14 protein-coding genes are annotated in these 12,374 nt (G+C 68.6%); 5 read left to right on the top strand and 9 right to left on the bottom strand.

Features of this window, described 5'->3' with window-relative positions; translation table 11 throughout:
- The first annotated feature begins 89 nt into the window (after positions 1-89).
- On the top strand, positions 90-1,295 hold the full coding sequence (locus tag JHC79_RS17920; protein ID WP_366783013.1) for a DUF222 domain-containing protein: 1,206 nt from the start codon (positions 90-92) through the stop codon (positions 1,293-1,295).
- A gap of 19 nt (positions 1,296-1,314) precedes the next feature.
- Here JHC79_RS17920 and JHC79_RS17915 read toward each other — a convergent pair whose 3' ends face one another.
- The 6 genes from JHC79_RS17915 to JHC79_RS17890 all read right to left on the bottom strand — a co-directional run bounded on the left by JHC79_RS17915 (position 1,315) and on the right by JHC79_RS17890 (position 5,874).
- Entirely contained in the window at positions 1,315-1,716 is a 402-nt protein-coding gene (locus JHC79_RS17915) for a hypothetical protein (protein WP_296393326.1), read from the bottom strand.
- A gap of 111 nt (positions 1,717-1,827) precedes the next feature.
- On the bottom strand, positions 1,828-2,799 hold the full coding sequence (gene rlmB, locus JHC79_RS17910) for a 23S rRNA (guanosine(2251)-2'-O)-methyltransferase RlmB (protein ID WP_296393324.1): 972 nt from the start codon (positions 2,797-2,799) through the stop codon (positions 1,828-1,830).
- Entirely contained in the window at positions 2,799-4,190 is a 1,392-nt protein-coding gene (cysS, locus tag JHC79_RS17905) for a cysteine--tRNA ligase (protein WP_296393321.1), read from the bottom strand. The genes rlmB and cysS overlap by 1 nt, the downstream gene beginning before the upstream one ends.
- 11 nt (positions 4,191-4,201) lie before the next feature.
- Positions 4,202-4,693, bottom strand: coding sequence for a 2-C-methyl-D-erythritol 2,4-cyclodiphosphate synthase (gene ispF, locus JHC79_RS17900; protein ID WP_296393339.1), 492 nt, complete (start codon positions 4,691-4,693; stop codon positions 4,202-4,204).
- A complete protein-coding gene (ispD, locus tag JHC79_RS17895) occupies positions 4,690-5,373 on the bottom strand; it encodes a 2-C-methyl-D-erythritol 4-phosphate cytidylyltransferase (protein WP_296393319.1) in 684 nt (227 codons plus the stop codon). Before ispD ends, ispF begins: the two co-directional genes overlap by 4 nt.
- A 12-nt stretch (positions 5,374-5,385) precedes the next feature.
- Positions 5,386-5,874, bottom strand: a complete 489-nt coding sequence (locus JHC79_RS17890; RefSeq protein WP_188488760.1) for a CarD family transcriptional regulator — start codon at positions 5,872-5,874, stop codon at positions 5,386-5,388.
- A 234-nt stretch (positions 5,875-6,108) separates the two neighbouring features.
- Between JHC79_RS17890 and JHC79_RS17885 the strand changes: the two genes are divergently transcribed.
- Positions 6,109-6,843 (top strand): hypothetical protein, encoded by a 735-nt coding sequence (locus JHC79_RS17885; protein WP_296393315.1) that lies wholly within the window; start codon positions 6,109-6,111, stop codon positions 6,841-6,843.
- Positions 6,844-6,885: 42 nt separating this feature from the next.
- On the top strand, positions 6,886-8,262 hold the full coding sequence (gene radA / locus JHC79_RS17880; RefSeq protein WP_296393313.1) for a DNA repair protein RadA: 1,377 nt from the start codon (positions 6,886-6,888) through the stop codon (positions 8,260-8,262).
- An 8-nt stretch (positions 8,263-8,270) separates the two neighbouring features.
- Here the strand turns inward: radA and JHC79_RS17875 are convergent, their stop codons facing one another.
- Positions 8,271-8,819 carry a PaaI family thioesterase gene (locus JHC79_RS17875; RefSeq protein WP_296393311.1) on the bottom strand — a complete coding sequence of 183 codons (549 nt, stop codon included), beginning with the start codon at positions 8,817-8,819 and terminating at the stop codon, positions 8,271-8,273.
- A gap of 46 nt (positions 8,820-8,865) precedes the next feature.
- Between JHC79_RS17875 and disA the strand changes: the two genes are divergently transcribed.
- A complete protein-coding gene (gene disA, locus JHC79_RS17870) occupies positions 8,866-9,948 on the top strand; it encodes a DNA integrity scanning diadenylate cyclase DisA (RefSeq protein ID WP_296393308.1) in 1,083 nt (360 codons plus the stop codon).
- Between the two features lie 19 nt (positions 9,949-9,967).
- On the opposite strand, the gene JHC79_RS17865 is transcribed toward disA, so the two are convergent.
- Positions 9,968-10,714: a hypothetical protein gene (locus JHC79_RS17865; RefSeq protein ID WP_296393306.1), complete on the bottom strand. Its 747-nt coding sequence runs from the start codon at positions 10,712-10,714 to the stop codon at positions 9,968-9,970.
- Between the two features lie 72 nt (positions 10,715-10,786).
- A complete protein-coding gene (locus tag JHC79_RS17860; protein ID WP_296393303.1) occupies positions 10,787-11,437 on the bottom strand; it encodes a carbonic anhydrase in 651 nt (216 codons plus the stop codon).
- Between JHC79_RS17860 and JHC79_RS17855 the strand changes: the two genes are divergently transcribed.
- Positions 11,436-12,338: an A/G-specific adenine glycosylase gene (locus JHC79_RS17855; RefSeq protein ID WP_296393301.1), complete on the top strand. Its 903-nt coding sequence runs from the start codon at positions 11,436-11,438 to the stop codon at positions 12,336-12,338. The genes JHC79_RS17860 and JHC79_RS17855 overlap by 2 nt on opposite strands.
- The last annotated feature ends 36 nt before the right edge of the window (positions 12,339-12,374 follow it).

The raw sequence follows: 12,374 nt of genomic DNA, 5'->3' as shown, positions 1-12,374 counted from the left end.
CAGCGGTTGCGCTGCAATCGTTCCTGCGGTCACTCGCCGAACAGGCACCCGCGGAGAGCGAAGCCGAGGCGATCGAACGTATCTCGCTGTTGGAGTCGATCAAGGCGGGATGTGCTGCGGCGCAGGCTCGTGACACCATGCGGTTCGAGGAACTGCGTGTCGAGGCCGAGGCCGGCAGCGGCGTGCCTGCCGCCCGGCGGGGGCGCGGCATGGCATCGGAGATCGCGCTGGCACGCAAGGTGTCCGGCGCCCAGGGATCCCGCCACCTCGGCTTCGCCAGAGCGCTGATGAACGAGATGCCGCACACGCGTGCGGCATTGGAGTCCGGCGCACTGAGCGAATGGCGCGCCACGATCCTGGTGCGCGAGACCGCATACCTCACTCGCATCGACCGCGAGGAGATCGATCGCCGGTTGTGCAGCGACCCCGCAACGCTCGACGGTCTCGGCGACCGGGCGGTCGACGCCGCGGCGAAGAAACTGGCCTATGAACTCGACGCGCAGGCCGTCGTCGATCGGCACGCGACGGCGGAGAAGGATCGTCGCGTCAGCACTCGCCCCGCACCGGACGGGATGGTCCGCCTGACCGCTCTGCTTCCGCTGAGGCAAGGCATCTCGGTGTACGCGTCGCTGAAGAAGCACGCGGACGCGATCCGCGGGATCGACGAGCGCAGTCACGCGCAGATCATGGCCGACACACTCGTCGAGCGGGCCACCGGCGCAGCGACCGCCGAGGCCATGCCGGTCGCGGTGAACCTGCTCCTGCCCGACTCGGCGCTGAGCGGCTCCGAGGACGCAACGGCGCACGTCGACGGATACGGTCCCATACCCGCTGCGACCGCGCGGCACATGATCCGCTCCTCGATCGATGCCGAGGCAATGGTGTCCCTTCGCCGCATCTATTCGACGCCCGCCACCGGCACCCTGGTCGCGATGGACTCGAAGGCGAGGACCTTTCCGAGTGGCCTGAAGACGTTGCTGGATTCTCGCGACCACGACTGCCGAATCCCCTACTGCGACGCCCCGATCGCCGAGTACGACCACGCCGATCCGCACGCCGAAGGCGGTGCGACGAGTGAGGTGAACGGGATGGGCATGTGTCTCGGGCACAATCGCGCCAAACAGAACCCGGGGTGGTCCGTCGTCATCGGCGACGTCGACATCGGTCGCCACACCGCGACCGTAACCACCCCGACGGGGCACACCCACACGACGATGGCGCCGCCACCACCGGGCCACAGCGATCCCGAGTTCAGTCAGGTCGAATATCGATTGACTGTCCTCCTGGCTGCCTGATCACCGGCCCACCTCGACGTCAGTCGTAGATCGGCGTGAACACGACCGCGCCGTTGTTCCCCGGATTCAGATCGGGCGTGGTCGAGACGGCGTACTGGTACAGCTGCCGGCCGAAGATCCCGCAATCGATCTGCAGCTTCTTCTTCGACTGGCCAGGCGCGATGTCACCCAGGAAGACCGGTCCCGGCCCGAAGAGCCCGGGGTTGGTGAGCACGGTGACGTTCCGTGCCGTCGCCGGGCCGTTGTTAATCACGTTCAATCCGCAGCTGAACGGTTCGCTCCCGTTGGTCCCGACCAGGTCGGCGGTGAACCCGGACGCAGAGCCGGTACCCGGTGCAGCGTCCGCAACTCCGGCGCCGATGGTTCCGAGGGCCACGATCGTCGCTGCAGAGACAACAGAGAATCGTGTCGAGATACGCATGATGACCTCCTTCTACGAATGAGCTGGTACCGACAAGTACCACAAAATTATTGTTGCTCAGTCGTACAAACAAGACAAGCGTTCTGTTCTGCGGCCGGACGCCTCAGACGGTCAGGCCTGGCGACGCTGCCGAGCGAACTCGGCGAGCACGACACCGGCGGCGACCGATGCGTTGAGGCTCTCGACCGGACCGGCCATCGGGATCGACAAGATGCTGTCGCAGGTCTCGCGGACCAGGCGCGACAGTCCCTTTCCTTCCGAGCCGACCACGATGATGATCGGTCCGGTGCCGTCGTATCCGTCGAGTTCGGTGTCACCGTCGGCGTCGAGACCGACGAGCTGGGCACCGTCGGCGGCCCACTCCTTGAGCGTGCGGGTCAGGTTCGCCGCCTGCGCGACCGGGAGGCGCGCGGCCGCGCCGGCACTCGTGCGCCACGCGACGGCGGTGACGCTGGCGCTGCGACGCTGCGGGATGACCACACCGTGGCCGCCGAACGCCGACACCGACCGGATGACCGCGCCGAGGTTGCGGGGATCGGTGATGTTGTCGAGCGCGACGAGCAACGGCGGCGTACCGCTGTCGACCGCCGACCGCATCAGATCGGTGGGGTGCGCGTACTGGTACGGCGGCACCTGCAGGGCGATGCCCTGATGTAAGCCGTTGGAGCTCATGCGATCCAGCTCGGAACGCTGCGCCTCGAGGATCGCGATCCCCTTGTCGCCCGCGTACTTGACCGCCTCGCTGACACGCTCGTCGGGTACCGACCCCACCATCACGTACAGCGCGGTCGCGGGCACACCCGCGCGCAGGCACTCGACGACCGGGTTGCGACCCAACACGTACTCGGGGGCATCCTCGTCGCGGCGACGTCCCGCGGTCGACTTGCCGCGTGGCGCACCCGATGTCGCCTTGGCCGCGGCCTTCGAGCGCTTGTGCGCGGCGTGGTACGGGCGGTCCACGGCCTTCGGGGTCGCACCGCGACCCTCGAGACCACGACGACGGTTGCCGCCGGATCCGGCGACCTGCCCCTTCTTCGTGCCCTCTTTGCGGATCGCGCCCTTGCGTTTGGAGTTGCCGGCCATCAGTTGCGTCCCTTGAGATTCCATTGTGCGCCGTCGGCGGTGTCGGTCACTTCGACACCGGCCTGGGCGAGTCGGTCGCGCACCGCATCCGCGGTCGCGAAGTCTTTGTCGGCACGCGCGGTCGCACGCCGGTCGAGTTCGGCGCTGACGAGTACGTCGAGAGCCGCGATCGCGTCGGAATCGTCACCGTCGGAACGCCAGTGGTCATCGAGTGGATCGACGCCGAGGATGCCCATCATCGCGCGCACCGACGACGCGGCGGCCACCGTCGTCTCGACGTCGCCGGCCTCGAGCGCGGAGTTGCCGCTGCGCACGGTGTTGTGGATCTGCGCGAGCGCCGCCGGAACGCCGAGGTCGTCGTCGAGGGCGGCCGCGAACTCGGCGGCCACCTCACCGACGGGGACGTCCCCGAACCGCGTGACCGACCGGTGCACAAAGGATTCCACGCGCCGGAAGCCCGCGGCGGCCTCCATCAACGCACCCTCGGAGTACTCGATCATCGACCGGTAGTTGACGCTGCCCAGGTAGTAGCGCAGCTCCACCGGCCGGACCCGCTCGAGCATCGCCGGGATCGACACGACGTTGCCGAGCGACTTCGACATCTTCTCGCCACCCATGGTGACCCAGCCGTTGTGCAACCAGTAGCGCGCGAAGGGGTCACCGGCCCCGTGGGCCTGGGCGATCTCGTTCTCGTGGTGCGGGAAAATCAGATCGATTCCGCCGCAGTGGATGTCGAACTCGGCGCCGAGCAACGAGGTGGCCATGGCCGAGCACTCCAGGTGCCAGCCGGGTCGGCCGGGTCCCCACGGCGTCGGCCACGAGGGCTCGCCGGGCTTGGCCGCCTTCCACATGGTGAAGTCACGCTCGTCGCGCTTGCCGGTCGCGACCCCCTCGCCCTGGTGCACGTCGTCGAGTCGGTGTCCCGAGAGGGCGCCGTACTCGGGCAGGCTGCGCACGTCGAAGTACACGTCGCCGTTCGAGGCGTAGGCGTGTCCCCGCTCGATGAGGCGCTCCATGTACTCGACCATCTCGGTGACGAACCCCGTGGCGCGCGGCTCGGCCGACGGAGGCAGCACGCCGAGTTGCTGGTAGGCGAGGGTGAAGGCCCGCTCGTGGGTGGTCGCCCACTCCCACCACGGCCGACCCGCGTCGGCGGCCTTGGTCAGGATCTTGTCGTCGATGTCGGTGACGTTGCGGACGAACAGCACGTCGAGTCCGCCGTGCTCGAGCCATCGTCGGAGGATGTCGAAGGCGATACCGCTGCGGACGTGACCGATGTGCGGGACCCCCTGGACCGTCGCGCCGCACAGATACACCGATGCACGCCCCGGCTGCGCGGGGGTGAAGTCGCGCAGGGCACGCGCGGCGGTGTCGTACAGACGAAGGGTCACGACGTGAAACCTTACTGGCTCACAGCGGCGGGCCCACCCGCGGCGACGAGCAATGCGGTGGCGACGGCGGCGATCCCCTCGCCCCGCCCGGTCAGTCCCAGTCCGTCGGTGGTGGTCGCGGAGACCGACACGGGTCCGCCGGCGAGGTCGGACAACAGCTGCTGGGCCTGCTCGCGCCGCGGCCCGATCTTCGGCCGGTTGCCGATGACCTGGACCACCGCGTTGCCGACCTCGAATCCCGCATCGGTGACGAGGCCGCGCACGTGGCTGAGCATGGTCGCGCCGTCGACCCCGTCCCATTCGGGGCGTCCGGTGCCGAACACCGACCCGAGGTCGCCCAGACCGGCGGCCGAGAGCAGTGCATCGCACAGGGCGTGGATCCCGACGTCGCCGTCGGAGTGCCCCTCGCACCCGTGGTCGTCGGGGAAGTGCAGGCCGACCATCCAGCAGGGCTTACCCGTCTGGATGGGATGGACGTCGGTGCCGATACCCACCCGCATCAGCGGACTCCTGTCGCCTCGAGCAGCATGCGCGCGAGCCGCAGGTCCCACTCGGTCGTGATCTTGAAGGCCATGAGATCGCCCGGGACCACGGTGACCGGGATCCCGGCCTCCTCGGCCAGCCCGGCGTCGTCGGTCGCGTGGCCACCGGCCGCGTGTGCACGGGCCAGCGCGTCCGGCGCGAAGCCCTGCGGGGTCTGCACCGCACGGAGGACGCTGCGGTCCACGGTGGCGACGACCCGCTCGGGACCGCCGACCCCGACGGGTTCGACGGCCTTGAGGGTGTCGGTGACCGGCACGCCGGGGATGACCGCCGGTGCCCCGGCACGCACGGCGTCGACGACCCTGCGGAACAGGTCCGGCGGGGTGAGCGCACGAGCAGCGTCATGGATCAGGATCACCTCGGCGTCGAACGACGCGGTGGCCGCCGCGATGCAGGCACGCACCGAGGCGCTGCGCTCGGCTCCCCCGACCACGACATGGCAATCGGGTAGCAGGACCTGCGCCTCGGAGACCAGGTCGGCGGGTACGGCGACGACGACGGCATCGACGTCGGCCTCGAGCACCCCGCGAACTGCGCGTTCGAGGATGGTCTGGCCCGCGAGGTCGACGAACGCCTTGGGGCGACCGGCCGCCAGACGGGTACCCGCTCCCGCAGCCGGGATCAGGCAGACGGTTGACACAAAGAGACTCTCTTACGAGGCGGGTGCGAGAACCTCGTCGAGGATGAGGTCGGCCCGAGCGTTGTCGGTGCCCTGCGCGAGCGACAGCTCGTCGACCAGCACGCGACGTGCACGGGTGAGCATGCGCTTCTCGCCTGCGGACAGACCGCGGTCCTGCTCACGACGCCACAGGTCGCGCACGATCTCCGACACCTTGATGATGTCGCCGGAGATGAGCTTCTCCTGGTTGGCCTTGAAGCGACGTGCCCAGTTGGTGGGCTCCTCGGTGTGGGGCGCACGGAGGACGTCGAACACCTTGTCCAGGCCCTCGACGCCGACGACGTCGCGAACGCCGACGTACTCGAGCTTCGTGGACGGGATCTGCACGGTCATGTCACCGTCCGCGATCTTCAGGACGACGTACTCGACCTGCTCGCCCTTGATGGTGCGGACCACGATGTCTTCGACTAGAGCAGCACCGTGATGGGGGTATACAACGGTGTCGCCGACTTTGAAATTCAAGTTCCAAGCCCCTTTCGATTGGCCCAGCTTACCACGGGGCCCGCGGGGGCATCACACAACGGTGCAGGTCAGCGGCCTACCAGCAGCAATCCGCCGCCAGCGATCACAGGGCGGCAATGCCGTATCACGGGGCGAGCACGGTCATTTGGGCACCCGAACGCGCTCACGGCCGCTGTGGCCACTACGCTGCGTAGTGCGCCATCCGGCCGTCGTCCCCAGCGAGAAGGAAACCCGGTGTCAGTGATCAACCCCTTTCGTCACCTGACTCGCGTCGCTGCGATCGCCGCCATGGGCGGCGCACTGGCTCTCGGTACCACCGCGTGCGGCGCCGGCCAGATCGCCCAGACCACCAATCAGGCCGCCGCGGTGAACGGTTCGTTCGCCACACTCGGTGACATCGCCCTGCGCGACGTCCACGTGGTGTTCCCCTCGTCGGGGAGCAACGCCGAGTTCGTCAACGGCGGCCCGTTGGAACTCGCTTTCCTGATCTCGAACAACAGCCCGTACAAGAACGACCGGCTGCAGTCGATCACGTTCAAGTCCGGCACCGGAACCGTGACCATCGACGGCAGCCAGGACATCCCGGCGACCAAGTCGCTGCGCGCGGGCCAGCCCTCACAGCTCCTCGTCGCCTCGCCCACCGAGTCGGCGAGCCCGTCGTCGAGCACCGAGTCGTCCAGCCCGTCCTCCTCGAGCAGCGTGCCGTCCAGCTCCGCGCCGTCGAGCACGTCGTCGTCGAACAACTCCGCCGATCCCAGCGAGACCCGCATCACCGTCACGCTGACCGGCGCCGGCAAGCAGATCACCCCGGGCCTCACCGTGCCGCTGGTCTTCACCTTCGCCCAGGCGGGCCAGGTCACCCTGAACGTCCCGGTCGACGCCGGTTCGATCCTCCCGCGTGACGAGCGCGCGGTGCAGAACCCCGGCGGCGGCGAAGAAGAGGGAAGCGCGAGCGAAGGCGAGGGCTGAGTCCTCCCCTGCGCTGTCGGTCCGCGTCGCTAGTGTTGCCGCGTGGCCAAACCCCGTTCGTCCTATCGGTGCACCGCGTGCGGCCATCAGTCCACGAAGTGGGTCGGCCGCTGCCCCGAGTGCGGTGAGTGGGGCTCGATAGACGAGGTCGCCACCGTGTCCTCCACGGCGCGTGGTTCCGTCGCTATCGCACCGTCCACCCCGGCCCGCCCGATCACCGAGATCGATCCCACCGCGGCCGCGGCGTTCCCGACCGGCATCGGCGAACTCGACCGGGTCCTCGGGTCCGGAGTGGTGCCGGGATCGGTCGTCCTGCTCGCGGGTGAGCCCGGGGTGGGCAAGTCCACCCTGCTGCTCGAGACGGTCAAACGGTGGGCGGTACAGGGCAAGCGGGCGCTCTACATCACCGGCGAGGAGTCGGCCGCCCAGGTCCGGCTGCGCGCCGAGCGCACCGGTGCGGTGCACCCCGAGGTCTATCTCGCCGCGGAATCCGATCTCGACACCGTCCTCGGTCATGCCGCACAGGTACAGCCCAGCCTGATGATCGTCGACTCGGTACAGACGATGGTGGCCGGCGGATCCGACGGGGTCAACGGTGGTGTCACCCAGATCCGTTCGGTGACAACAGCGTTGACATCGTTGGCCAAGAACTCCGGGATCGCGATCATCCTGGTCGGCCACGTCACCAAGGACGGCGCGGTCGCCGGCCCCCGGTCGCTGGAACACCTCGTCGACGTGGTGCTGGCCTTCGAGGGGGACAAACACTCGTCGCTGCGGATGGTGCGCGGCATCAAGAACCGGTTCGGGGCGTCCGACGAGGTCGGGTGCTTCGAGCAGCGCGGCGACGGCATCCACGAGGTCCCCGATCCGTCCGGTCTGTTCCTGCACCACCGTGACTCGGAGGTGCCGGGTACCGCCATCACCGTGGCGATGGACGGCAAACGGCCGATGGTCGGCGAGGTGCAGGCGCTGGTCTCCCCCACCCAGAACGGCTCCCCCCGACGTGCCGTCAGCGGCCTGGACTCCCCACGCGTGGCGATGATCCTGGCCGTCCTCGAGGGCAGGATCTCCGTCAAGGTGTCCGACGTGGAGGTCTACGTGGCCACCGTCGGCGGCATGAAGCTCACCGAGCCCTCGGCCGATCTGGCCATCGCACTCGCCGTCGGTTCGGTCGTGCGGATGAAGGCGCTACCGCGCTCGACCGTCGCGATCGGCGAGGTGGGGCTGGCCGGTGAGGTACGGCGGGTTGCCGGCGTGGGACGTCGCGTCGCCGAGGCGAAGCGTTTGGGCTTCCGGCACGCGATAGTTCCCGCAGGGTCGACCGATCTGCCCGCGGGCATCAAGATCACGCAGGTGGCCGACTTGCACGAGGCGGTACGTGCCGCCCTGGTCACCAGCGCCGACAGCTACACCTTCTGACCCGGCCGTCAGGCGCCGAACCTGGGTGACGCGAACTGACTCCTGGCCCGGCTCTCGCGGAAGTGGATGCTCGGATCGACGACGATGAACAGGCCGTGCGCCCCGCCCACCTCGTCGCCGCTGCGCCCCTCGTCATCGATGAGGTGTGCGACGGCACGGACGTAGACCTTGCGGCGCTGCGTCCCGAGGATCTCGGTGCTGAAGCGCAGTCTGCTGCCCAACTGGATCGGCTTGGCGAAGTCGACGTTCAGCACCGCCGTCACCGCGGTGACGCCCATCAGCATCACGTTCATCCCCATGATCTCGTCGAACGCCGACGACAGGATGCCGCCGTGGATCATCCCCGGACCACCCTCGAAATGCGGCTCGACGATCATCTCGCCGGCGATCGCCATGCCCTCACCGGCGCGGGCGTCGAAATGCAGGCCGTTGGGCGCGTCCGGTCCGCAACCGAAGCACATGGGGTTGTGCGAGGGCATCCGATCTCCCGGCGCCGGGGCATCTGCGACACGTTCGGCGGGCTCGAGACCATCGGGTACGACAAAGGTGCTCTTCACACGCAGTTAATCTAGTCGGCGTGACCCACGACGGAGAGACACACCCATGGCGGACGTGACGCACGGCGACCTGCTCCGCGCGACCATCGCGCGGGTGGCCCCGGGCACCGGCCTGCGCGATGGTCTCGAGCGGATCCTGCGGGGTCGCACCGGAGCCCTGATCGTCCTCGGCTACGACGACGACGTGGAACGCATCTGCGACGGCGGGTTCGCGCTCGACGTGGAGTTCGCACCGACCCGACTCCGCGAGCTGTCGAAAATGGATGGCGCCGTGGTGCTCTCGACCGACGGAAGCCGAATCCTGCGCGCCAACGTACAGCTGGTCCCCGACCCGTCGATACCCACCGAGGAGTCCGGCACCCGTCACCGCGCGGCCGAGCGCACCGCCATCCAGACCGGGCACCCGGTGATCTCGGTCAGCGCGTCGATGTCGATCGTCAGCGCCTACGTCGCGGGCATCCGACACGTGGTGGAGGGATCGGACCCGATCCTGTCCCGAGCGAACCTCGCCGTGGCCACCCTGCAGCGCTACAAGACCCGACTCGACGACGTCAGTGCCGCATTGTCGCGCGCGGAGATCGAGGACTACGTCTCCCTGCGCGATGCGATGACCGCGGTGCAGCGCATGGAGATGGTGCGTCGGGTGTCGATGGAGATCGAGCAGTACGTGCTCGAACTGGGCGCCAACGGCAGGCAGCTGAGCCTGCAACTCGAGGAACTGGTCGGCGACAACGACTCGATGCGTGAGCTGGTGGTCCGCGACTACTACTCGAGTCCGGAGCCGGCGACGATCGAGGAGGTCCGGCAGGCGATCGAGGCCATCGAGGCGCTCAACGACACCGACCTGCTCGACCAGACACTGCTGGCCGGCGCGTTCGGCTACCCCACCACCCTCGACGCGCAGGACACCACGATGAGTCCGCGTGGCTACCGCCTTCTCGCGCGGATCTCGGGGTTGCAGTTCGCCCACCTCGACCGCCTGGTCCGCAGCTACGGGACCCTGCAGGCCCTGCTCGCGACGAGCGCGTCGGATCTGCAGGCCATCGACGGCATCGGCGGCATCTGGGCCCGGCACATCCGCGAGGGCCTGTCCCGTCTCGCCGAGACCACCATCGAGCGGTTCGACTAGGACCCGGCTCCCGGTGCGATCAGGCGCCGGGCGGGTTGGTGAAGTTGAACGTGATCGGCGCGCTCTGACGCTGGCCGAGTTCGCCGACGGCCTGGTACGGACCGGCACCGGCCTGCACCCGCGGCAGCTTGCAGCCGGGCGCGCTGGTCGTGCCGGACCAGACGATCGTGTCCTTGAACTGCTGCGCCGGCTTGAGCAGCTGGTTGTTGACCGTGTTGATCGGCGAGCAATCCGTCGCCGACCAGATGTAGCGGGTCCCGTCGAGACTGCGCACGGTGACGTTCTGCATGTCCTTGCCGACGTCGCGGGTGCACTCGGTCAGACCCGCATTGGTGACGACCAACGTGAAGGTCGGCTTCTCACCGGTCGTGTAGGTCGGCTTGTCGGTGTAGAGCACCACCGAGATGTTCTGGTCCGGGCACAGCCCGCTGGCCGGGACCGCGCCCGGGGCCTGCGAACTCTGCGGCACACCGGACGACGCCGGGGTCGACGCACCCGGCGCGCCGGAACTCGAGGGTGCGGCCGAACCGCCACCGGATCCGCCGGTGACCCCGGACTGCGACGGGTCGATGCTCTCGGGGAGCTGCGTCGACGACGGCGTGGTGCTGAGGCTCGCGCTGGTGTTGGTCGGTTTGTCGTCCGACCCGCCGGTGGCCAGCACGATGATGCCGACGATCACCACGATGACCAACACCGCCACACCGACGGCGAGCGCGCGGCGACGCCAATAGATCTCGGGTGGGAGAGGTCCCTGCGGTTCCAACACGATTCAACGCTATCGGCCGGGGTCGGTGGCCCGTCTGACCTGCCGCGGCGTGTCGGTCACAAAGTGGTCAGCTCACACCGTCGGGAGGGCGTGGTCGGTGTCGGGCTGGTCGTCGACCTCACCCACGACCTCACGCAACCACGCGCGACCCTCGGCGAGGCTGTAGGTGAGTCCCACGATGCCGAGTTCGCCGGCCTCGATCGCGTCGGCGATGATCTGGCTGCGGTCGGTGAGGAGCTTGGTGGTCTCCTGGACGTGGCGCGCCTCGAACTCGTCGACGCGGGTGAGTCCCTCGGCCTTACCCGACAGGACGCTGGGCGTCACTTTCTCGACGATGTCACGGATGTATCCGCCGGGGATCTGGGCCTCGTCGACCGCCTTGATGGTCGCGCCCACCGCGCCGCAGCTGTCGTGACCGAGGACGGCGATGAGCGACACCTTCAGCACCGCCACCGCGAACTCGATCGAGCCGAGCACCGCCGAGTCGATGGCCTGGCCGGCGGTCCGCACGACGAAGAGATCACCGAGTCCCTGATCGAACACGATCTCGGCCGCGACCCGGGAGTCCGAACACCCGAAGAGGACTGCCTTCGGGGTCTGCCCGCCGGTGAGACGGTTCCGGTCGTCGATACCCTGGCTCGGATGCTTGGGTTCACCGCTGACGAATCGGTCATTTCCGTCGCGCATGTCGCGCCACGCCTGTGCTGGGGTCATGGTTGCCATGTCTGACATTCTGCCGAATGCATTCCAGCAACGCCTCCTCACATGGTTCGACGTGCATGAACGCGATCTGCCGTGGCGCGCGGAGTCGGTGACACCGTGGCAGATCCTCATCAGCGAGATCATGTTGCAGCAGACGCCGGTGGCCCGGGTGATCCCGAAGTGGCTCGAATGGGTTCAGCGGTGGCCGGTGCCCTCGGCGATGGCCGAGTCCGGCGTCGGCGAGGTGGTGCGCGCGTGGGGCAAGCTCGGCTACCCGCGGCGCGCCATGCGGCTGCACGAGTGTGCGACCGCGTTGGCGACTCGCTTCGACGACGTCGTCCCCAGCGACGTCGAGACGCTGCTGACGCTGCCCGGCATCGGCGACTACACCGCACGCGCGGTGGCGTGCTTCGCCTTCGACCAGTCGGTACCGGTGGTCGACATCAACGTGCGCCGGGTGATCGCACGGGCCGTCCACGGACGTGGTGACGCCGGCAACCCGGCACGCACCGACCTGGCCGATGCGCAGGCACTGTTGCCCGATGACCCCGCCCGCGCCCCGAGGTTCTCTGCCGCGCTGATGGAGCTCGGAGCTCTCGTGTGTACGGCCAAGAACCCCCGATGCGGGGATTGTCCTGTCCCCGATTGCCTCTGGGTCGAACTCGGCAAGCCGGCGGTCACCACCGTCAAGAAGGTGCAGAAGTTCGCGGGCACCGACCGTCAGGTGCGCGGTCTGCTGCTCGACGAGTTCCGCGGCAGCGCCGGCCCGGTCGGTCGCGACCGCATCGACGCGATCTGGACCACCGACATCGGTCAGCGTGAACGGGCGCTGGACTCGCTGCTGGCCGACGGCCTGCTCGAGACCTTGCCCGACGGACGCTTCTGCCTCGCAGGCGAATCCACCCGCCAGTTGGGCACGTAACCCCGCCAGTTGGGCACGTAACCCCGTCGACTGGGC

It is taken from the genome of Williamsia sp., from assembly GCF_016462415.1.
Taxonomy (GTDB): Bacteria; Actinomycetota; Actinomycetes; order Mycobacteriales; family Mycobacteriaceae; genus Williamsia_A.
The sequence above is the reverse complement of the archived record's forward strand: the minus strand, read 5'-3'. Positions and strand labels throughout refer to the sequence as shown.